General features: G+C 32.0%; 18 protein-coding genes. All 18 read left to right on the top strand.

Annotated features, from left to right (window positions below; genetic code table 11):
• Positions 1–20 precede the first annotated feature (20 nt).
• The 18 genes from dprA to infB all read left to right on the top strand — a co-directional run bounded on the left by dprA (position 21) and on the right by infB (position 21,841).
• Positions 21–1,103 (top strand): DNA-processing protein DprA, encoded by a 1,083-nt coding sequence (dprA, locus tag ACREV6_RS05370; protein WP_431576979.1) that lies wholly within the window; start codon positions 21–23, stop codon positions 1,101–1,103.
• Positions 1,104–1,138: 35 nt separating this feature from the next.
• Positions 1,139–3,238 (top strand): type I DNA topoisomerase, encoded by a 2,100-nt coding sequence (gene topA, locus ACREV6_RS05375; RefSeq protein ID WP_431576980.1) that lies wholly within the window; start codon positions 1,139–1,141, stop codon positions 3,236–3,238.
• 246 nt (positions 3,239–3,484) lie between these two features.
• Positions 3,485–4,258, top strand: coding sequence for a GTP-sensing pleiotropic transcriptional regulator CodY (codY, locus tag ACREV6_RS05380; RefSeq protein ID WP_431577084.1), 774 nt, complete (start codon positions 3,485–3,487; stop codon positions 4,256–4,258).
• Positions 4,259–4,526: 268 nt separating this feature from the next.
• Entirely contained in the window at positions 4,527–5,228 is a 702-nt protein-coding gene (gene rpsB / locus ACREV6_RS05385; protein WP_124999055.1) for a 30S ribosomal protein S2, read from the top strand.
• Positions 5,229–5,365: 137 nt separating this feature from the next.
• Positions 5,366–6,286, top strand: a complete 921-nt coding sequence (tsf, locus tag ACREV6_RS05390; protein WP_431576981.1) for a translation elongation factor Ts — start codon at positions 5,366–5,368, stop codon at positions 6,284–6,286.
• Positions 6,287–6,357: 71 nt separating this feature from the next.
• Complete coding sequence (pyrH, locus tag ACREV6_RS05395; protein ID WP_431576982.1) at positions 6,358–7,080, top strand: UMP kinase; 723 nt, start codon at positions 6,358–6,360, stop codon at positions 7,078–7,080.
• A 21-nt stretch (positions 7,081–7,101) separates the two neighbouring features.
• Positions 7,102–7,659 (top strand): ribosome recycling factor, encoded by a 558-nt coding sequence (gene frr, locus ACREV6_RS05400; RefSeq protein WP_431576983.1) that lies wholly within the window; start codon positions 7,102–7,104, stop codon positions 7,657–7,659.
• Positions 7,660–7,803: 144 nt separating this feature from the next.
• A complete protein-coding gene (gene uppS / locus ACREV6_RS05405; RefSeq protein ID WP_431577085.1) occupies positions 7,804–8,508 on the top strand; it encodes an undecaprenyl pyrophosphate synthase in 705 nt (234 codons plus the stop codon).
• 11 nt (positions 8,509–8,519) lie between these two features.
• On the top strand, positions 8,520–9,326 hold the full coding sequence (locus ACREV6_RS05410; protein ID WP_431576984.1) for a phosphatidate cytidylyltransferase: 807 nt from the start codon (positions 8,520–8,522) through the stop codon (positions 9,324–9,326).
• A 367-nt stretch (positions 9,327–9,693) separates the two neighbouring features.
• Positions 9,694–10,854, top strand: a complete 1,161-nt coding sequence (gene dxr, locus ACREV6_RS05415; RefSeq protein ID WP_431576985.1) for a 1-deoxy-D-xylulose-5-phosphate reductoisomerase — start codon at positions 9,694–9,696, stop codon at positions 10,852–10,854.
• 14 nt (positions 10,855–10,868) lie between these two features.
• On the top strand, positions 10,869–11,906 hold the full coding sequence (gene rseP, locus ACREV6_RS05420; protein ID WP_431576986.1) for an RIP metalloprotease RseP: 1,038 nt from the start codon (positions 10,869–10,871) through the stop codon (positions 11,904–11,906).
• A 12-nt stretch (positions 11,907–11,918) separates the two neighbouring features.
• The gene (ispG, locus tag ACREV6_RS05425; protein ID WP_431576987.1) at positions 11,919–12,968 is read left to right on the top strand and encodes a flavodoxin-dependent (E)-4-hydroxy-3-methylbut-2-enyl-diphosphate synthase; all 1,050 of its coding nucleotides are present in this window, start codon (positions 11,919–11,921) and stop codon (positions 12,966–12,968) included.
• Positions 12,969–12,992: 24 nt separating this feature from the next.
• On the top strand, positions 12,993–17,342 hold the full coding sequence (locus tag ACREV6_RS05430; RefSeq protein ID WP_431576988.1) for a PolC-type DNA polymerase III: 4,350 nt from the start codon (positions 12,993–12,995) through the stop codon (positions 17,340–17,342).
• 221 nt (positions 17,343–17,563) lie between these two features.
• Positions 17,564–18,025 carry a ribosome maturation factor RimP gene (rimP, locus tag ACREV6_RS05435; protein ID WP_431576989.1) on the top strand — a complete coding sequence of 154 codons (462 nt, stop codon included), beginning with the start codon at positions 17,564–17,566 and terminating at the stop codon, positions 18,023–18,025.
• A gap of 13 nt (positions 18,026–18,038) precedes the next feature.
• On the top strand, positions 18,039–19,145 hold the full coding sequence (gene nusA / locus ACREV6_RS05440; protein ID WP_431576990.1) for a transcription termination factor NusA: 1,107 nt from the start codon (positions 18,039–18,041) through the stop codon (positions 19,143–19,145).
• 11 nt (positions 19,146–19,156) lie between these two features.
• Positions 19,157–19,432, top strand: coding sequence for an RNase P modulator RnpM (gene rnpM / locus ACREV6_RS05445; RefSeq protein ID WP_431576991.1), 276 nt, complete (start codon positions 19,157–19,159; stop codon positions 19,430–19,432).
• Between the two features lies 1 nt (position 19,433).
• Positions 19,434–19,745: a ribosomal L7Ae/L30e/S12e/Gadd45 family protein gene (locus ACREV6_RS05450; RefSeq protein WP_164944186.1), complete on the top strand. Its 312-nt coding sequence runs from the start codon at positions 19,434–19,436 to the stop codon at positions 19,743–19,745.
• 23 nt (positions 19,746–19,768) lie between these two features.
• Complete coding sequence (gene infB, locus ACREV6_RS05455; RefSeq protein WP_431576992.1) at positions 19,769–21,841, top strand: translation initiation factor IF-2; 2,073 nt, start codon at positions 19,769–19,771, stop codon at positions 21,839–21,841.
• The last annotated feature ends 15 nt before the right edge of the window (positions 21,842–21,856 follow it).

A 21,856-nucleotide genomic window follows, 5' to 3' on the forward strand; every position in this document is an offset into this window, starting at 1 on the left:
ACTGGAGGTATAGTGATATAATGAATGATTATGATATATGGTTTTCGCTAGTTAAATTATCCCCTAAAATTAAGCTGAGATTGATAAATGATTTCCATGACACAGAAAAAATATGGTATTATGGTGTACATAACAAAAAAACAGAATATTTTAAAAATAATTTAATTGATGTACTAAATAATGCTTGGAATGAAAGTGAAATTGCTAATGTAAAAAGAAGTTTAGAAATTAATGAAATAAAATCAATCACTTATCTAGAAGATGAATATCCTATGAAATTAAAAAATTATGATGATGCACCATTTGCATTATTTTATAAAGGGAACATAACGCCGCTAAATGAGGGGTATAATATTTCTATAGTGGGATCAAGGAAGTATTCAAATTACGGAAAGGATGTTACTAAAATTATATGCAGAGATTTATGTGCTAATAATATTAATATTATTAGTGGAATGGCTAAGGGAATTGATACTTTTGCTCATGAGAGCTGTTTGGATAATGAAGGCTATACTTGTGCAGTTTTGGGATCAGGCCTGGATATAGTGTACCCCAAAGAAAATATTAAAATTTTTAATAAAATAGTGCAAAAGGGAGCCGTTATATCAGAATTTTTACCGGGCACACCGCCATATGCCTATAATTTCCCGCTGAGGAATAGAATCATAAGCGCTCTAAGTGATATTATTATAGTAATAGAGGCTGGTGAGAAAAGCGGATCCCTAATTACAGCAAATTTAGCTCTTGAACAAGGTAAGGATGTTATGGCTGTTCCAGGGTCTATATTTTCAGAGGAAAGCAAAGGAACAAATAAATTAATAAAAGATGGCGCCTTCCCTCTAACCTGTGTAAATGATATATTTAATTTAATTGGAATAGAAATAAAAAATCAAAATGATACCACTGGAAGGTCTGCTAATAATGAAATTCATAGTGGGATATATAGCATTATAAATGATAGTCCACTACATATTAATGATATTGTTCGAATAACTAACATTGACATAAAACGATTATATGAGGTATTATTTGAAATGCAGATTAAAAATGAAATATTATGTTTATCAGGAAACTATTATGTAAAAGTAAACAACAAAATATAAGTAAAAAGATATAATACATTGATGGAGGGGATAAGATGGGACAAAAACTTGTTATAGTTGAGTCACCAGCAAAAGCTAAAACTATAAAAAAATATTTAGGTAGTAATTATGTAGTTGAAGCGTCCATGGGACATGTTAGAGATTTGCCAAAGAGTCAATTGGGGGTTGATATAGAAAATAATTATCAGCCTAAATATATAACTATTCGTGGTAAAGGTGAACTACTTGATAAATTAAGAAAAGAAGCAAAAAAAAGCGACAAAATTTACTTGGCCACTGACCCTGATAGAGAAGGTGAAGCTATAGCTTGGCATCTAGCAAAAGCTTTGAAAATAGATGACAAAGAAAAATGCAGGATAGAATTTAATGAGATAACAAAGACGGCTGTTAAAAATGCCATAAAAACTCCAAGAGTAATAAATGCAACGCTTGTAGATGCTCAACAAGCAAGACGTATACTTGATAGATTAGTTGGATATGAAATTAGTCCTATACTTTGGAGAAAAGTTAAATGGGGACTTAGCGCGGGGCGTGTTCAATCAGTTACACTTAAAATAATCTGTGATAGACAAAAAGAAATAGAAAAATTCATCACTAAAGAGTATTGGAGTATAGAATGTCAGCTCTGTAAAGATGGAGATAAACAGAAATTAAATGTTAAATTAACTTCTAAGGGTGGAGAAAAAATCGAAATAAATTCTAAAGAAGAAAGTGAAATCATTATTAATTCACTTAATGAAAAAGAGTTTATTGTAAGCAAGATAAAAAGAATGTCTAAAAGTAAAAATCCACTACCACCATTCACAACAAGTACCCTTCAGCAGGATGCATACAGAAAACTTAATTTTGCAACTAAAAGAACTATGTCTATTGCGCAAGAATTATATGAAGGCATGGAGATAGAAGGACATGGGACAGTAGGACTAATTACATATATGAGAACTGATTCCACTAGAATATCTGAAGAAGCCCAAATAAATGCAAAAGACTTTATTTGTAGTAAGTATGGGGAGCAATACTATCCGGGTACTCCTAGAATATTTAAGAGTAAAAAGAATATACAAGATGCTCATGAAGCTATTAGACCTTCTTATGTTGAAATAACGCCAGAAATAGCGAAGAAAACTCTAAAAGCTCCACAATATAAGCTGTATACAATGATTTGGAATAGATATGTATCAAGTCAAATGGCATCATGTTTACTTGACACTATTTCTATAGATATTATCAATGGAGAATATATGCTTAAGGCATCAGGATCTAAAGTAGCATTTGATGGATTTAGAAAAATATATGATGAAGAGTTGGATGAAGAAGAAAATAATTTGAAAATTTCAGAATTGAATGAAGAAGATATTCTACAAAGTGAAAAAACTGAAGGTAAACAGCATTTTACGCAACCTCCTGCAAAATATTCGGAAGCATCTCTAGTGAAAGCATTAGAAGAAAATGGTATAGGCAGACCGAGTACTTATGCACCAATTATTACAACACTCCTAAACAGGAGATATGTAGAAAAAGATAAAAAAATATTGGAAGTAACAGAACTGGGTCATATAGTAAATAACATTGTAAGTGAATATTTCAAACAAATAGTGGATATCGAGTTTACAGCACAAATGGAAAATAATTTAGATATTATAGAAGAAGGACAAGAAAAATGGGAAAATGTAGTTAATGAATTTTTCACACCATTAAAAAAGGATATTGAAATTGCAGAAAAAGAGATAGCTAAAATTACCATTGAAGATGAGGTTACAGAAGTAGAATGCGATAAATGCGGTAAGTTCATGGTAATAAAACATGGGAGATTTGGTGATTTCTTGGCATGTCCTGGATATCCAGAGTGTAAAAATACAAAAGCAATTACTAAAGAATTAGAAGTTCCTTGTCCTAAATGTGGAGGGAAAATTTTAGAAAGAAGAAGTAAGAAGGGCACTAAGTTTTACGGATGTAGCAATTACCCAGAATGTGATTTCGTAAGTTGGTTTGAGCCTACTGACATAAAATGCCCAGAGTGTAATGAATATATGCTAAAAAGATATAGTAAAACTAAAGGCGAATATATGGAATGTTCTAATAAAGAATGTAAACATAAGGAGTACAAAGTAGAGGAAATTACTGAAGAAAAGTAAAATAAAGACACAATTCCTGTAATTATTTAACCAATTCACTGAAATTCATAAATATTATGTCGAAAATCATGAAAACACTGTTGATATAGCATGAATATTGTGATATTATTAAATAGAGAAGGAACGATTCTAAAAATTTTAAATATTTTGAATTTTATCTATTCTGAAGTGGTTTATGAATAAAGTTGCTTTATGAGTTGGGTTAAATAATATAGGTTGTGTTTTATAACATAAACGAGGAGGAATATTGTGTCGCTATTAGCTAAAACAAGAATGTTAAATAAAATATTGCAAAAATCAGGAACAGAGCCTGTAGTTTTTGATGATATTTGTAATTTGTTAAGTGATGTATTGCAGTGTAGTGTATATATTATTAGCAGAAAAGGAAAAATACTAGGTTATGATTTATCAAGCGGGTTTGAATGTGATATTATGAAAGATGATATTATAAAAAATATGAGATTCCCAGAACATTATAATAATAGTTTGCTTAATATTAATGAAACAAAGGCTAATCTTACTAACAAAGATACTTGCGTATTTGAAGATAGTAAATGTACAATAAAAAATAAAATAACTACTATTGTACCAATAAATGGGAATAGAGAAAGACTAGGAACTCTTTTACTTGCAAGATTTGATAAAGATTTTACAGATGATGATCTAGTTTTAGTTGAGTATAGTGCTACTATAGTTGGACTTGAAATTTTGAGAGCTAAAAATGATTTGATAGAAGAAGAAGCAAGAAAGAAAGCTGTAGTACAGCTTGCTATTGGAACCTTATCTTATTCAGAACTTGAAGCTGTGCAACATATTTTCAATGAATTAGATGGTATGGAAGGGTTACTCGTAGCATCTAGAATAGCGGACAAAGTTGGAATAACAAGATCTGTTATAGTCAATGCACTTAGAAAATTTGAAAGTGCGGGAGTGATAGAATCAAGATCACTTGGAATGAAGGGGACTCATATTAAAATTTTAAATGAGAAACTAATGGATGAACTAAAAAAAATAAAATAAATTGAGTCAGGGCAATTATGCTCTGACTCAATTTATTTTCGTTTTTAAGTATAAATATGTATTAAATGAACATTAGGATAAATGTATTATTTTTAATGCTATTAAAAGTTTTTAGTTTTATTGAAAATTTTTATTGAATACATATTTAGCATGTGATACAATAAGTTCGTGAGAAAATACACACATTGCTTGATTATGGAAGGGTGCCAATATTTGGTCTTCAATAAGATGATTGTAATGGAGGTAAAAACCAAGGAGGTTACTATTAATGGCAGTTATTTCAATGAAACAATTATTAGAGGCAGGTGTTCATTTCGGACATCAAACTAGAAGATGGAACCCTAAGATGGCTCCTTACATATTTACAGAAAGAAACGGAATATACATTATCGATTTACAAAAGACAGTTAGAAAAATCGATGAGGCATATGATTTTATCAAATCTGTATCTGAAGAAGGCAAGGATATTTTATTCGTAGGAACAAAAAAACAAGCTCAAGAAGCTATTAAATTTGAAGCTATAAGATCAGGAATGCATTTTGTAAACAATAGATGGTTAGGCGGAATGTTAACAAACTTCAAAACAATTAAAACAAGAATACAAAGATTAGAAGAATTATATAAAATTGAAGAAGATGGAGTTTTTGAAGTTCTTCCTAAAAAAGAAGTTAGTAAACTTTTAAATGAAAGAGAAAAACTAGAAAAGAATTTAGGCGGAATCAGAAGTATGGATGCTAACAAAATTGGAGCTCTATTTATTGTAGATCCAAGAAAAGAAAAAAATGCAATATCTGAAGCTAAAATTCTTGGAATTCCTGTAGTTGCTATAGTTGACACTAACTGTGATCCAGATGAAGTTGATTATGTAATTCCAGGTAATGATGATGCTATAAGAGCAGTTAAATTAATAACTGAAAGATTAGCTGATGCTATTATAGAAGGAAGACAAGGCGAACAATTAGCTGAATAATAGTAACTATATTTATCTAATAAGAATAGTAACTATATTTATCTAAAACATAATTATGAAATAACATTTGAGGGGTAGGTGGAAGTTAATTCTTTCATTTACCTTTTAAGTTAGATAGGAATAGGAGGAAATAAATAATGATTACTGCAAGCATGGTTAAAGAGTTGAGAGAAAGAACTGGGGCTGGAATGATGGATTGTAAAAGAGCTCTAAGTGAAACAGAGGGTGATATGGATAAAGCCATTGAACTTTTAAGAGAAAAAGGATTAGCTGCAGCTGCTAAAAAAGCTGGAAGAATAGCTGCAGAGGGATTAGTATGCACATCTATTTCAGAAGATATGAAGGCTGGATCTATTGTAGAAGTTAACTGTGAAACAGATTTCGTTGCTGATAATGAAGATTTTATTACTGTAGCAAAAAACGTAGCAATTCAAGCAGCGCAAACTTCTTCAACTACTATTGATGAATTTGTTTCAGAAAAATACATAGCTGATGGAGCAATTACTATTAATGATGCTGTTACAGCACTAATAGCAAAATTGGGTGAGAATATGTCTGTGAGAAGATTTCAAAAGTTTTCTATTGAAAAGGGCATAGTTCAAAGCTATATACATGGTGGCGGAAGAATAGGAGTTTTAGTAGAACTAGCTTGCGACAAACAAGATGACGTGTTAATTCAGATTGCTAAAGATGTTGCAATGCAAATTGCAGCTGCTAGTCCACTATTCTTAGATAATACATGCGTTGATCATGAAACTTTAGAAAAAGAAAAAGAAATATACAGGGTTCAAGCTTTAAACGAAGGAAAACCAGAAAAAATCGTTGAAAAAATGGTTATGGGTAGAGTCAATAAATATTATAAAGAAGTTTGTTTGCTTGAGCAAGTTTGGGTTAAAAACGCTGATTATACTATTACAAAATATCTTCAAGAAGAATCTGCAAAACTTGGTGCTGAAATAAAAATAACAAGATTTGTAAGATTTGAAAGAGGCGAAGGTATAGAAAAGAAAGAAGAAGACTTTGCAGAAGAAGTTCGAAGACAAGTTGAGGGCAAATAATAATTAAAGGGGACACTACGTGTTCTCTTTTTTAAAATAAGTAATACTTTAAATTTGGAGGTGTAATGTTTATGGAGGTTGCTAAATATAAAAGAATTATGCTAAAGATTTCCGGAGAAGCACTAGCCGGCACGCAAGGATTTGGAATAGACTTTGATACTACAAATGATATAGCACTTCAAATAAAAGAATTGGTAAAGCTCGGTGTTGAAATAGGAATAGTTGTTGGTGGTGGAAATATATGGCGTGGTAGAAGTGGTGAAGGCATGGACAGAACTACTGCGGATTATATGGGAATGATGGCAACTTGCATCAATGCATTAGCACTTCAAGATTCACTAGAAAATCTAGGCGTTAATACTAGAGTACAAACTGCCATTGAAATGAAAGAAGTGGCAGAACCATTTATAAGAAGAAGAGCAATGAGACATTTGGAAAAAGGTAGAGTTGTTATATTCGCAGCTGGCACAGGTAATCCATATTTTTCAACTGATACAACAGCAGCACTCAGAGCAGCAGAAATAGAAGCTGAAGTAATTCTGCTTGCTAAAAAAGTTGATGGTGTTTACGATAAGGATCCACATATTTATAATGATGCAGTTAAGTTTGAAGAACTAAGTTATCTTAATGTGCTTGAAAAAGGACTTCAAGTTATGGATTCTACTGCTACCTCATTATGTATGGACAACAATATACCTATATTAGTCTTTGGACTTGATAAACCAGAAAATATAAAAAAAGCAGTTTTAGGAGAGAAAATTGGTACTTTAGTAACTGCTTCTATTAAAGAATAACAATAATATGGAGGGAATTCTATGATTAAGGAAATTATTAGTATTGCTGATGAAAAAATGAATAAAACTATTGCTGTTTTAAAGCATGAGTTTGAAGGTATGAAAGCAGGAAGAGCAAATCCTAAAATGCTGGATAGGGTTCAGGTTGAATGTTATGGGAGTTTTGTGCCACTGAGTCAACTAGCAAACATTTCTGCACCAGAACCTAGAGTATTGCTTATTCAGCCTTGGGATAAATCATCTATGAAAGATATAGAAAAAGCTATATTGAAATCTGATTTAGGGTTAAACCCATCCAATGATGGTTCAGCCATTAGATTGATTATTGCTGAACTTACTGAGGAAACAAGAAAAATATTGCTTAAAACTGTTAAGAAAACAGGAGAAGATGCTAAAATAGCCATAAGGTCTATTAGGCGAGATGCTAATGATAAAATTAAGGCTTTGAAAAAAAGTAGCGAAATTAGTGAAGATGAAGTGAAAAAATCAGAAGATATCATCCAAAAGGAAACAGACAAATTTATTAAAGAAGTAGATAAAATGATAGATACTAAGGAAAAACAAATAATGGTGGTTTAGTATATAATTTTAAATAGAACCTGCAGTTATGCAGGTTCTATTTAAAATTATACTATAACTAATAAAAAGGAGAGAATTTTATTGAAAAAATTATTCGCTTTTTTTAAAAAAGATAAAAATATAAGTACTAATGTTGACTTGGATATGACAAGAATACCTGTGCATATTGCTATTATAATGGATGGAAATGGGAGATGGGCTAAACAACGTAATCTGCCTAGAGCACTTGGACACAAGGCTGGTGTAGAAACAATAAGAAAAATTGTTAAAGAATGTAATAAATTGGGGGTTAAATACTTAACGCTATACGCATTTTCCACTGAAAATTGGAATCGGCCAATGCAAGAAGTAGATTCATTAATGAAATTATTGGTAGAATATTTAAAAAATGAGTTCGAGGAATTAAATGCTAATGATGTTGTTATTAATTCTATTGGTAACATATCAAAATTACCAAGAACGTGTAGAGTGGAACTGGACAATGCTTATGAAAAAACAAAGAATAATAAAGGCTTAATTTTAAATTTAGCTTTAAATTACGGTGGAAGAAGCGAAATAGTGGATGCTGTAAAAGAAATTTCACTAGATTTAATTAGCAAAAAAATATCAAAAGATGAAATAACTGAAGAGTTATTTTCAAAATATATGTATACGGGGGAAATGCCAGATCCAGATCTTATAATAAGGCCTAGCGGGGAGCTTCGGTTAAGCAACTTTTTGCTTTGGCAAAGCGCATACTCAGAATTTTGGTTTTCAGATATTAATTGGCCAGATTTTAATGAGAAGCAGCTATCACTTGCAATAGTGGATTATCAAAAAAGAGATAGAAGATTTGGAAAGGTTAAATAGGGGAGAAAATTATGAATAATAGATATATAGGAGCACTTATTCTAGCACCATTAGTAATATTTTTATTTTTAGGGGGAAATTATTTAAAATATCTTGTAATGGTACTTTCGCTTTTGGGTATGCACGAGTTCTACAAAGTTTCTAGGAAAAAACATTATAAGCCCATGGGACTTATAGGATATATTTTATGTATAGTATATTACTTAAATATGGGTAATGATTTTTCTAGTAGTTTTAATATATACATTTTGATAGGGACAATTTTCTTAATGTTATGCATTCCTGTGATTTATACAACCTATAATTTTGTAGATGTTGCTCTTACTATATTTGGGTTTTTGTATGTGGCAGTATTTTTTAGCTTTATAGTATTTACAAATAGTAAACCCTACGGTGGATATTTAGTATGGATTATATTTATTTGTTCTTGGGTTTGTGATACTTCAGCTTACTATTCAGGAAGGTATTTTGGTAAAGGAGGTATTCATAAGCTATGCCCTAAAGTTAGCCCGAATAAAACAATTGAGGGGTCAATCGGAGGGTTACTTGGAAGTACTATAGGATGCGTAATTTATGGTTTTGTTATTTCCAAATATGGTGTTCCTATTCCATTATATCATTTCGCTGTAATTGGTGTTATTTGTGGTATTGTTGGACAATTTGGAGATTTAATTGCTTCATCTATAAAAAGATTTGTAGGTGCTAAAGATTATAGTAGTCTTATACCGGGACATGGCGGAATTTTGGATCGGTTTGATAGTATTCTATTTGTGTCCGTGGGGGCATTTTATTATATTACATTTGTATTAAGATTATAAATTCATATAATACTTAAAAATCATATATTTAGCAGAATGCAAAAATCAATTAGTAGATATTGTTAACTCAATTGAATAATTGGCATTGGCGATAATATATGATTTTATATTTCAGGGTAATATTTGCACTGAGTGTGGAATTATAATACATATGTGATAATATCCTATATAATAGCAAATATTTCTACTGGCTTTATTTTAGCAGGTAAATATGTTATATTAAATGCTGTAGAAGAACTAATAACTAATAAAAATATGGGTTTTTAAATAGATTTATGCTAAATAGAAAGGATAACAAGATAAAACTAATATTCTAGTACTGCAAGTGATGGTTTAATTATAGCAATATACGAATGGAGAGATTTGCATGAAGAAGGTTACTATTTTAGGAGTTACGGGTTCCATAGGAACCCAAACTTTAGATGTTATTCGAAATGATATTCAAAATTTTGAAATTATAGGAATATCCGCCAATACAAATTGGGGAAAAATTATACCCATCATAGAGGAATTTAAACCTAAATATGTTGCCATGATGGACAGAGAAGCTTCAGTTAATCTGAAAAAATATTGCATGGAAAAAAAATATTCAACAGAAATTTTGCAAGGACTTGAAGGCTTAAATTATATAAGTACACTAGCAGAAGTTGATATTGTAGTAACCGCAGTTGTAGGTATGATAGGCCTGGTTCCTACTATAAAAGCTATACATTCTGGAAAAGATATCGCTTTAGCTAATAAAGAAACACTAGTGGCGGCAGGAGGCCTTGTAATGGAGGCGGCTAGAAAAAATCATGTAAATATTTTACCGGTTGATTCAGAACATGGTGCTATTTTTCAATGTCTTCAAGGCAATAGGTTAGAGAATGTTAATAAAATAATACTAACTGCATCAGGCGGACCATTTAGAGGTAAAAACAAACAGCAATTAATGGAGATAAAACCGGAAGAGGCGCTTAAACATCCTAAATGGAATATGGGGAAAAAAGTGTCTATTGATTCTTCAACACTTATGAATAAGGGGCTTGAGGTTATAGAGGCACACTGGCTATTTGGTGTAGAGTACGAAAATATACAAGTAGTAGTTCATCCTCAAAGTATAGTACATTCTATGGTAGAATATGTAGATGGGAGTGTAATAGCACAACTAAGTGTTGCTGATATGAAATTACCTATTCAATATGCTATTAACCACCCACAAAGAAAAGACGCTGTTATTGATAAATTAGATTTTTATAATATGGGTAATTTGACTTTTGAAAAGCCGGATATGGATACTTTCAAATGTCTTAAATTAGCTTATAGTGCAGGGAAAATGGGTGGTAATATGCCGGCTATTATGAATGCTGCAAATGAAGTAGCTGTGGAATTATTTTTGGAAAATAAAATAAAGTATCTCCAAATTGAATATATTATAGAAAAATGTATGAATAAATTTGAACACCATACTAATGCTAATCTAGAAGAAATTTTAGAAATTGATTTAAAGGTAAGAGAATACGTAAGAAATAATTATGATAGAGAATAGGGAGGGGAATTATTATGAGTAGTGTTATAGCAAACATACCATATTTTATTATGGCTATATTAGCATTTAGTCTTTTAATTATAATACATGAATTAGGTCATTTTACTATGTGCAAATTAAATGGAGTAAAAGTGTATGAATTTTCACTGGGAATGGGTCCGAAAATTTTTGGAATAAAAGGAAAAGAAACAGAGTATTTGATCAAAGCATTTCCTATTGGTGGCTATGTTAAAATGGAAGGGGAAGAATCGGCAAGTGATGATCCAAGATCTTTTAATAATAAAACTGCAGCTCAAAAACTAAGCATAGTTTCTGCTGGCGCTATTATGAATATAATCTTAGCAGTGGTTTTATTTGCTATTGTAGGTGCTGCGAAAGGATATATATTACCAATAATAGGCGAAGTAGTCCCTAATAGCCCAGCCATGCAGGCTGGAATAAAAGTTGGAGACGAAATTACTAAGGTTAATAAAGTTAAAGTAGATAGATGGGATCAGGCTTTAAATGAAATTTTTACTTCTAAAGGTGAAAGTATGAATATTGAAATAGTAAGAAATTCAAAAGCTGAAAAAGTTACCCTGGTGCCTGTTGAAAATGTCAAAGAAAAAAGATTCATGATAGGAGTTGCACCTTCTAATGTGGAGAAAAAATTGAACTTTGGTGAATCTGTGAGTTATGGATTTAGCCAAACTACTGGTACAGCAAAACAAATTTTTGGTTTTTTCGGGAGCGTATTTAAGGGCCAAGAATCTATTAAAGATGTAGGAGGACCAATAAGCATAATAAAAATTTCAGGAAAGGCTGCACAAGCTGGACTTCCAACGTTAATGTTCCTTACTGCACTACTCAGTGTTCAACTAGGAATATTAAACATAATACCCTTCCCGGCTTTAGATGGAGGATGGATTTTTATACTGTTATTTGAAATAATAACAGGTAAAAAATTAGATGAAAATAAAGTAGGAGCTGTAAATAATATTGGGTTTATGATTTTAATGGCATTTATGGTGTTGATAGTCATTAAGGATATAGTGAGCCCAATGAAATTCTAGGAGATGAATACTATGAAAGCACGAGAAACTAGGAAGATTAAAGTTGGAAAAATATATATAGGTGGAGATTCAAATGTATCGGTGCAGTCAATGACAAACACTGATACAAGAGATGTAGAGGCTACTGTAGCACAAATTCTTCAGCTCGAAGAGGCAGGCTGTGACATTGTACGATGCGCAGTGCCTGACATGATAGCAGCTGAGGCTATTAAAGATATTGTAAAAAGAATTCATATACCTTTAGTTGCAGATATTCATTTTGACTATAAGCTAGCATTAAAATCTATTGAAAATGGAATATCTAAATTAAGGATTAATCCAGGTAATATTGGTAGTATTGATAAAATAAAATTAGTTGCAAAAGCAGCAAGTGACAAGGGCATTCCTATTAGAATTGGTGTAAATTCAGGATCGTTAGAAAGTGATATTCTTGAAAAGTATGGGCATGTATGCGCAAAGGCACTAGTAGAAAGTGCCTTAAGGCATGTTAAAATATTAGAGAGTTTAAATTTTTATGATATAGTTATTTCTATAAAATCTTCTGATGTAGTCATGATGATTGAAAGTTATAAATTAATATCGGGTAAGGTAGATTATCCACTCCACCTAGGTGTTACTGAGGCTGGAACTACATGGAGAGGAACAATAAAGTCAAGTGTGGGTATTGGAGCACTTCTAGCGCAGGGTATTGGAGATACTATAAGAGTATCTCTAACTGGGGATGTAGTAGACGAGGTTAAAGTTGGCATTGAAATTCTGAAATCTTTAGGATATATTGATGAGGGAATTAAGTTTATATCATGTCCTACTTGTGGCAGAACTCAAATTAATCTTATAAAAATTGCAAATGAAGTGGAACAGAGACTGGCAAATTGCCATAAGAACATAAAAATTGCAATAATGGGATGCGCCGTTAATGGGCCTGGTGAAGCAAAAGAAGCTGATATCGGCATCGCTGGCGGCAAAGGAATTGGCTTAATATTTAAAAAAGGTGAAATAATTAAGACTGTTAAGGAAGAAGATTTAGTGGAAGAACTTCTTCGTGAGATAGATAAATTGTAAAATGTAACATTAGGAGGAATACTAATGAATGTAAGTCTAGCTGAAATGTTAAAAAATGATTTTGATTCAAACGAACAAACATTAGTAGATGATATTAAGGTACTCCGAGTTCAATACCTTAAAAAAAGCAATAAATTAAGGGTAATAATAAAATCTTTTAAAAATATAGATGATTATAAAACACTACTAATCAAAAATATTATCTCAAAGCGGTTAAATAGTTTTGAAGATATACAGTTAATTTGTTACCAAGATGTATCAAATGCTACAATAGAAGATGTGGCAGATAAGTTTTGGTTAGATGTTGTCAATGTAATAGCTACATCGCAACCATCAAGTAAGGATAGTTTGTTAAAATCTTCTAGGACTATTGAGAATGGTACACTAAAAATTCAGTGCGGTAATGATTTTATGTGCAAAATTCTAAGAGATAAGAACATAGAAATTCTTTTAAAAAATACAATAAATGATATGTTCGGAGTTAATTCACTTGTTAAATTAGAACATAATAGTGAACTCTCTAAAGAAGAGGATTTTGGAAAAAAAGAAAAAGAAAGTCAAATTATAATAAATGAAATTATTAAAAACATAAATGTAGAAAAGAAAGATAAACCTCAGAGTAATAGTCAAGGCAATAGTCAAAATAAAGATTTTAACAATGGCAATAAATGGAATAAAGGAAATGGGCAAGGTTATAAAAAAAATGAGGTTGCCGATGAAAACACAATAATGGGAAGAAATATAAATGGTGAAAATATAGAAATACAAGATATAAATGAAACTTCAGGAATAGTCTGTACAAGTGGTGATATTTTTAAAGTGAATATAATAGAAACAAAAACTGGAAGAATAATTATAACGTTTTTTATTACGGATTACACAAGTTCCATTACAGTGAAATGTTTTCCAAAGCCTAAAGATGTTGAGAAGATTATGGAAGAAATTAAAGTAGGGCTTTATTGTAAGGTGCGAGGGGAAGCAAGTTACGATACTTATGCAAAAGAAGTAGTTGTAATGGTTAGAGATATAATAAAACTAAAGAAAGTAGAAAGAATGGATACTGCACAGGAAAAAAGAGTGGAACTTCATTTGCACACTCAAATGAGTGCTATGGATGGTATTAGTGCTACATCCACACTTGTTGCAAGAGCTGCTAAATGGGGACACAGTGCTATAGCAATAACTGACCATGGTGTTGTACAAGCTTTTCCAGAAGCTATGGATGCGGCCAAAAAGAATAAAATTAAAGTTTTATATGGCGTAGAAGGATACCTAGTAGATGATGGTGAGCCTATCACTATTAATAATCATAATGAAAATATAGACGACTGTTTTGTTGTTTTTGATTTGGAGACAACAGGGCTTTCCAGTGAAAATGATAGAATCACTGAAATTGGTGCAGTTAAAATTGAAAATGGGAAAATAGTAGATCAGTTTAATGAATTTGTTAATCCAGGAATGGATATACCTTATAAAATTACAGAGCTTACTGGAATTACAAATGACATGGTTGCAGGTGCAGACTCTATTGAAGAAATACTGCCTAAATTCTTAGAGTTTGCACGCGGTAGTGTGGTAGTAGCGCATAATGCTGCTTTTGATTCTTCTTTTATTAAAAAAAATTCGCAAAGGCTTAATTTAAAGTTTGAAAATGCAATTATGGATACAATTCCTTTAGCTAAATATTTACTTACGGAACTTAAAACATTTAAGCTAAATGTAGTCGCTAAGCATTTAGGTATATCTCTTGAAAACCATCATAGAGCTGTAGATGATGCGAGAGCTACTGCCGAAATATTATTACATTGTTTTGGACTACTTAGAGAGAAAAACATTCTAGACTTAGATACTTTAAATAAAGAATTTTTAGGAGACTTTAATGTAAAAAAAGCAAATACCTATCATGTGATTATTTTGGTGAAAAACCTTATAGGCCTTAAAAATTTGTATAAGCTTATTTCATTTTCAAATTTAGATTATTTTCATAGAAGACCTAGGCTTCCTAAAAGTTTGATTGAAAAGTATAGAGAGGGAATTATAGTTGGCTCAGCCTGCGAGGCTGGGCAAGTATATAAAGAAGTGCTTCAAGGGAAATCCGAGCAAGAACTTAAGAAGATTATAGAATTTTATGATTATCTAGAAATACAACCTCTTCTAAACAATAAATTTATGATTAAAAATGGTGCTGTGAAAGATGAAAGTGAATTAATGGATATTAATAGAAAGATATGTGATTTGGGCGAGAAAAACAATTTGCCTGTAGTTGCTACAGGAGATGTACATTTTCTAGACCCATCTGATGAGGTTTTCAGGAAAATTTTAATGGCTGGTAAGGGCTTCTCAGATGCAGATGATCAACCACCGCTATACTTTAAAACTACTAATGAAATGTTAAAAGAGTTTTCGTATTTAGGTGAAAAAAAATGTAGAGAAGTTGTAATTTATAACCCGAATAAGATTGCAGATATGATAGAAGTTATAAAACCTATACCTGACGGGACGTATACTCCCACAATACCAGGTGCAGAAGATGATATTCGAAAGATGACCTCAGATAAAGTCCATTCTATATATGGGGAAAAATTACCGGAAATAGTTCAAAAAAGATTGGATAAGGAATTAAACTCAATTATAGGTAATGGGTATGCAGTACTTTACTTAATAGCTGAAAAATTAGTAGCAAAATCTCTGGCAGATGGTTATTTAGTGGGTTCCAGGGGATCTGTTGGATCTTCTTTTGCAGCTAATATGTCTAATATAACAGAGGTAAATGGATTGCCGCCTCATTATGTGTGTCCTAATTGTAAAAATAGCGAATTCATTTTAGATGGATCTGTTGGTTCAGGTGCTGATTTACCTGATAAAGAGTGCCCAAGTTGTGGTACGAATTATGTAAAAGATGGTCATGATATCCCATTTGAAACTTTTTTAGGATTTGAAGGGGATAAAGAGCCGGATATAGATTTAAACTTTTCAGGTGAAAACCAAGCAGATATTCATAGGTATACAGAAGTATTGTTTGGTAAAGGCCATACTTTCAAGGCTGGAACGATTGGAACAATTGCGGACAAGACTGCTTACGGATATGTAAAAAAATATTTAAGTGAAAAAAATCTGATGGTGCCACAGGCTGAAATAGAACGACTGGTATCAGGATGTACTGGCGTTAAAAGGACATCTGGACAACATCCGGGTGGTATAATGGTTGTGCCCAGTGACAATGAAATATATAATTTTTGCCCTGTGCAACACCCTGCTGATGACCCAAATTCAGATATTATTACTACTCATTTTGATTATCATTCCATAAGTGGTAGGCTCTTAAAGCTTGATATTCTTGGACATGATGATCCTACGATGCTTAAAATGCTTCAAGATTTAACGGGACTTAACCCACTAACCATTCCACTGTCGGACGATAAGGTCATAAGTTTATTTACCTCCCCACAAGCATTAGGGTTAACCGTTAAAGAACTGGGCTGTGAGGTAGGAAGCTACGGTGTGCCAGAATTTGGAACAAAGTTTGTTAAACAAATGCTTTTAGATACGAAGCCGAAATCTTTTTCGGACTTGGTAAGAATTTCAGGACTATCTCATGGTACTGACGTATGGATTAATAATGCACAATATTATATTAAAGAAGGATTTACAACTCTTAAAGATTGTATTTCTACAAGAGATGATATAATGGTTTATCTAATGCAGAAAAATCTTGAACCTAAGACTGCGTTTACTATCATGGAGAAAGTTCGGAAAGGTAAGGGACTTACAGAAGATGATGAGATGGTGATGAGAGAACATGACGTTCCAGATTGGTATATCGGGTCGTGTAAAAAGATAAAGTATATGTTTCCTAAAGGGCATGCAGTAGCATATGTAATGATGGCGGTAAGAATAGCATATTATAAGGTTTACTACCCAAAGGAATATTATGCTACTTTCTTTACTATAAGGGCAGATGATTTTGATGCTGATTTGATTGCAAAAGGTGAGAGTGCTATAAAATCAAAAATGGATGAGCTAACAGATATGGGTAAGGATATGGGCATGAAAGAAAAAGGACTTCTAACAGCACTAGAGCTATCTTATGAAATGTTTAAAAGAGGTATAAAGTTATTAAATGTTGACCTTTATAAGTCTGAGGCAGTTAAATTTACAATTGAAGATGATTCATTAAGACCTCCCCTAAGTGGACTTGAAGGTGTAGGAGAAAATGCTGCTAAAAGCATAGTTGCTATAAGAGATCAAGGTGAGTTCATCTCAAAGGAAGATTTGAGAACTCGTTGCAAAATTTCGAAAACAGTTGTTGAAGCATTGGCCAATCATGGATGCTTAAAAGGGCTGCCTGAGACAAATCAGCTGTCGTTTTTTTAGCGAAATGTAATTAACCCTTGAAATAGAATATTTTATATGATAGAATAATATATATTGGTTATGGCTGATAATTTTATTGTAAGAGAGAATTTTATTGTAAGAGAGTAGGCCCGCCTACTCTCTATTTATTGAAACGCAACTCATGGTTGCGTTTTAATTATAATATTATGATTAATTATGTTAATAATTGTAGAAAATATTAATAAAAGGAGGGTGTTAAAATGAAAAACAATACCTTGATACAAAAACTTAGAAAAATAACTGAGCCAATAGCAGAAAAAAATAATGTTGAATTATATCATATAGAGTATGTAAAAGAATCAGGAGAAAATTTTCTAAGAATTTATATAGATAGTGCTAATGGAATATCTTTAGAAGATTGTGAAAAAGTCAGCAGAGCCACAAGTGAAATATTAGATGTAGAAGACCCAATAACTGATAGTTACTGTTTAGAAGTCTCCTCTCCAGGAATTGAGAGAACTTTATATAATGATAATCATCTGGAAAAATACATTGGCCAGAATGTATTAGTTAATTTAAATAGTCTATATGAGGGCAAGAAAAAATTTGAGGGCAATTTATTAGGATTTTCTGATATGCAAATAGAAATTCAATATGAGGGGAATAATATATCTATTCCCAAAGAAAAGATTTCCATTGTGAATTTGAAACCAGTGCTGTAAGGAGGATGTTAAAATGAATCAAGAATTTATTGAAGCATTGAGAGAAATTGTAGATCAAAAGGGAATCAGTGAAGATTTACTTTTTCAAACTATTGAAGATGCATTAGTTGCAGCATATAAGAAAAATTATGCTACGCTGTCCAGCAATAGCCAAAATGTAAAAGTATCAATGAATAGAGAAACAGGCGAAATACATGTTTATGGTCAAAAAGTAGTTGTAGAAGAAGTGGTTGAAGAAGTTAATGAAATATCACTGGAAGAAGCTAAAGAATATAGCCCTAGATATCAAATTGATGATATTGTTGATATTGAAGTTACTCCAAGAAAATTCGGAAGAATAGCTGCACAATCTGCAAAACAAGTGGTTATTCAGAGAATTAAAGAAGCTGAAAGAAATATAATTTACAATGAATTTATTACAAAAGAATTTGATATTATTACAGGAAGTGTTATAAGAAAAGATAGAGGAAATGTATTTATAGATTTGGGTAAAATAGAAGCTGTGCTTGGGGCCAATGAGCAAATGCCCGGTGAGGAATATAATTTCAATGAAAAACTAAAACTATATATTGTTGAGGTTAAAAATACTACTAAAGGTGCTCAAATAGGAGTATCAAGAACTCATCCAGGTCTTGTAAAACGGTTATTTGAACTGGAGGTGCCAGAAGTTTTTGGTGGAATTGTTGAAATAAAAAGTATTTCAAGAGAAGCAGGTTCAAGAACTAAAATCGCAGTATATTCAAATGATGAAAACGTTGATGCTATGGGAGCTTGTGTTGGACCAAAGGGTATTAGAGTTCAAAATATAGTTAATGAATTAAGAAATGAAAAAATTGATATTATTAAATGGAGCAAAAAATCTGAAGAATATATTTCAAACGCCTTAAGTCCAGCAAAGGTATTGAATGTAGTAGTTGAAGAAGTTTCTAAATCTGCAAAGGTTATAGTGGAAGATAATCAATTATCACTGGCTATAGGAAAAGAAGGCCAAAATGTTAGGTTGGCAGCAAGACTTACAGGTTGGAAAATTGACATTAAAAGTAGAACTCAAGCACAATATCAGATGGAAACAAGCGAAACTATTGAAAATGAAGTAATCCAAACAATTACTGAAGAGTAGGTGATAGCTTTATGAAAGTTAAAAAAATACCTCAGCGCATGTGTACAGGTTGTATGGAAATGAAATGTAAAAAAGAGTTATTACGTATAGTTCGTAGTAAAGAAGGCGAAATTTCTATAGATTTAACTGGGAAAAAGCCAGGTAGAGGTGCATATATTTGTAAGAATATAGAATGCTTTGAAAAATCTTTTAAGACAAAAAGATTAGAGCGAAATTTAGGTGGAAAAATAAGTGAAGAAATTTATGGAACACTGAAGGAACAAATAAATCCTGAAGGTGAGGTATAGCATGAACAATAAATTTTTTCAGTTTTTGGGTTTGACCAAGAAAGCAGGTAAGCTTATTGAAGGTTACAATCAATGTGAAGAAGCACTATCACATAGGAGAGGAACTCTTATAATTTTGTCTGAAGAAAGCGCCACAAATACTAAAGATAAATTTAAAAGATTTAGTGTTAAAAATAATATACCCCTTATAGAAGGAGTATCCAATGAGGTTTTAGGAAATTGTCTAGGAAGAGCAGAAATTAATGTTTTGTGCGTAAGTGATAAAAGAATGAGCGATAAGCTACTTAGCTTATGGAATGAAAGTAATGAATAAATTAAATTTCGGGGGTGAATGATTTGGCAAAAGTCAGAATATATGAATTAGCAAAAGAGTTAGAGGTGTCAAGTAAAGAATTAATTAATGTACTATTCGAAGAGTTTAGTATAAAGGCCAAGAATCATATGAGTGTAATTGAGGAAGAAGATGCTGAGTTAATAAAAGAGCTTTATAATGACGAGAATTCAGGACTTAAAGATGAAAAAAATGAAACAGTAGAGCATTATGAAAATATAGCTAATGAAGATGCTAACAAAGTTATTATTAGAAAAAGAGGTAGAAAAGGTAGAGATGAACTTGGAAATGGTAACAATGGTGTTGAGGCAATAGATGACGAAGTTGTAGTAATTGAAGCTTCTATTACAGTTAAAGACTTAGCTGACACGCTAAAGAGACCTTATGTTGAAGTAATAAAACAACTTATTTTCATAGGCGTTATGGCTGGAATGAATCAAGAAATTGATTTTGCTACAGCAGAAAAAGTAATAGAAAAATATGGTGCACTTGCAGTACTCAAAGATGTAGAAGAAGGTAAAATCGCTGATGATGAAGAAGTAGAAGAAGTTGAAGCTGATTTAGCAACAGCTAAAAAACCAGCTGTTGTAACAGTTATGGGTCACGTTGATCACGGCAAGACATCATTGCTTGATTGTATTAGAAAAGCTAAGGTAACTGAAACAGAAGCAGGCGGAATTACACAACATATCGGTGCCTATACTGTTAATATTAATGGAGAAAAAATTACATTTTTAGATACACCTGGTCATGAAGCTTTTACAGCAATGAGAGCTAGAGGTGCACAAATAACAGACATCGTTATACTTGTTGTAGCTGCAGATGATGGTATTATGCCACAAACTAAAGAAGCTATAAATCACTGTAAGGCTGCTAAGGTACCAATGATAGTAGCTATAAACAAAATAGATAGACCGGGAGCTAATATTGATAAGGTTAAACAAGAATTAGCAGATAATGGCCTTGTATCAGAGGATTGGGGCGGAGACACAATTTGTGTTCCAGTATCAGCTCATACTAAAGAGGGTATAGATACACTACTTGAAATGGTATTAATTACAGCAGAAATGCTAGAACTTAAAGCAAATCCTAGTAGACGTGCAAAAGGAACTGTAATAGAAGCAAAACTTGACAAAGGTAGAGGCCCTCTTGCTACATTACTTGTACAAAATGGTACACTAAATACTGGAGATTCTATAATAGTTGGTTCAACTTACGGAAGAATAAGAGCAATGTTTGATGACAAAGGTAATAAAATAAAAACTGCAGGACCTTCCATACCAGTAGAGATACTTGGATTATCTGAAGTGCCAGCAGCTGGAGATAGATTTAATGTAGTTAAAGATGAAAAAACTGCAAGAAACATGGCTGAAACTAGAAAATCAAATTCAAGAGAAGAACATTTTCAATCAAGTAATAGAGTTTCTATGGAAAATCTATATAGTCAAATACAAGAAGGATCTGTTAAGGAACTTGGCGTTATTGTAAAAGCTGACGTTCAAGGATCTGTAGAGGCTGTACGACAATCCCTTGAAAAATTATCTACTGATAATGTTAAAGTAAGAGTTATACATTTTGGAGTTGGAGCTATAACAGAAACAGATGTTACACTTGCAGCTGCATCAAATGCTATAATTATAGGGTTTAATGTAAGACCGGATAATAATGCTATAATCATTGGAGAAAAAGAGGGAGTAGAGATTAAAACTTATAGAATAATCTATGATGCTCTTGATGATATAAAAGCTGCAATGGTTGGACTTCTTGATCCTGTATATAAAGAGGTTGTTTTAGGCAGAGTAGAAATAAGACAAATATATAAAGTTTCAAATGTAGGAACAATAGCTGGTTCTTATGTATTAACCGGTAAGATTACAAGAAGTAGTAGTGTACGTGTGCTTAGAAATGGAATAGTAATAACGGAATCAACCTTAGCTTCTTTAAAGAGATTTAAAGATGATGCAAAAGAGGTTGCTGCTGGATATGAGTGTGGATTAAGTGTAGAAAAATTCAATGACCTTAAAGAAGGCGACATTATTGAAGCATTCATAATGGAAGAAGTAAAACCAAAATTATAAGTATAAGGAGTAGTG

The sequence above is a fragment of the Clostridium sp. genome, from assembly GCF_050717515.1.
Taxonomy (GTDB): Bacteria; Bacillota; Clostridia; order Clostridiales; family Clostridiaceae; genus Clostridium_AD.

What these genes read in the sequence shown, in the direction of transcription:
- dprA (WP_431576979.1), top strand. Translation starts at nt 21, where the DNA reads ATGAATGATTATGATATATGGTTTTCGCTAGTTAAATTATCCCCTAAA.
- topA (WP_431576980.1), top strand. Translation starts at nt 1,139, where the DNA reads ATGGGACAAAAACTTGTTATAGTTGAGTCACCAGCAAAAGCTAAAACT.
- rpsB (WP_124999055.1), top strand. Translation starts at nt 4,527, where the DNA reads ATGGCAGTTATTTCAATGAAACAATTATTAGAGGCAGGTGTTCATTTC.
- tsf (WP_431576981.1), top strand. Translation starts at nt 5,366, where the DNA reads ATGATTACTGCAAGCATGGTTAAAGAGTTGAGAGAAAGAACTGGGGCT.
- pyrH (WP_431576982.1), top strand. Translation starts at nt 6,358, where the DNA reads ATGGAGGTTGCTAAATATAAAAGAATTATGCTAAAGATTTCCGGAGAA.
- frr (WP_431576983.1), top strand. Translation starts at nt 7,102, where the DNA reads ATGATTAAGGAAATTATTAGTATTGCTGATGAAAAAATGAATAAAACT.
- uppS (WP_431577085.1), top strand. Translation starts at nt 7,804, where the DNA reads ATGACAAGAATACCTGTGCATATTGCTATTATAATGGATGGAAATGGG.
- ACREV6_RS05410 (WP_431576984.1), top strand. Translation starts at nt 8,520, where the DNA reads ATGAATAATAGATATATAGGAGCACTTATTCTAGCACCATTAGTAATA.
- dxr (WP_431576985.1), top strand. Translation starts at nt 9,694, where the DNA reads ATGAAGAAGGTTACTATTTTAGGAGTTACGGGTTCCATAGGAACCCAA.
- rseP (WP_431576986.1), top strand. Translation starts at nt 10,869, where the DNA reads ATGAGTAGTGTTATAGCAAACATACCATATTTTATTATGGCTATATTA.
- ispG (WP_431576987.1), top strand. Translation starts at nt 11,919, where the DNA reads ATGAAAGCACGAGAAACTAGGAAGATTAAAGTTGGAAAAATATATATA.
- ACREV6_RS05430 (WP_431576988.1), top strand. Translation starts at nt 12,993, where the DNA reads ATGAATGTAAGTCTAGCTGAAATGTTAAAAAATGATTTTGATTCAAAC.
- rimP (WP_431576989.1), top strand. Translation starts at nt 17,564, where the DNA reads ATGAAAAACAATACCTTGATACAAAAACTTAGAAAAATAACTGAGCCA.
- nusA (WP_431576990.1), top strand. Translation starts at nt 18,039, where the DNA reads ATGAATCAAGAATTTATTGAAGCATTGAGAGAAATTGTAGATCAAAAG.
- rnpM (WP_431576991.1), top strand. Translation starts at nt 19,157, where the DNA reads ATGAAAGTTAAAAAAATACCTCAGCGCATGTGTACAGGTTGTATGGAA.
- ACREV6_RS05450 (WP_164944186.1), top strand. Translation starts at nt 19,434, where the DNA reads ATGAACAATAAATTTTTTCAGTTTTTGGGTTTGACCAAGAAAGCAGGT.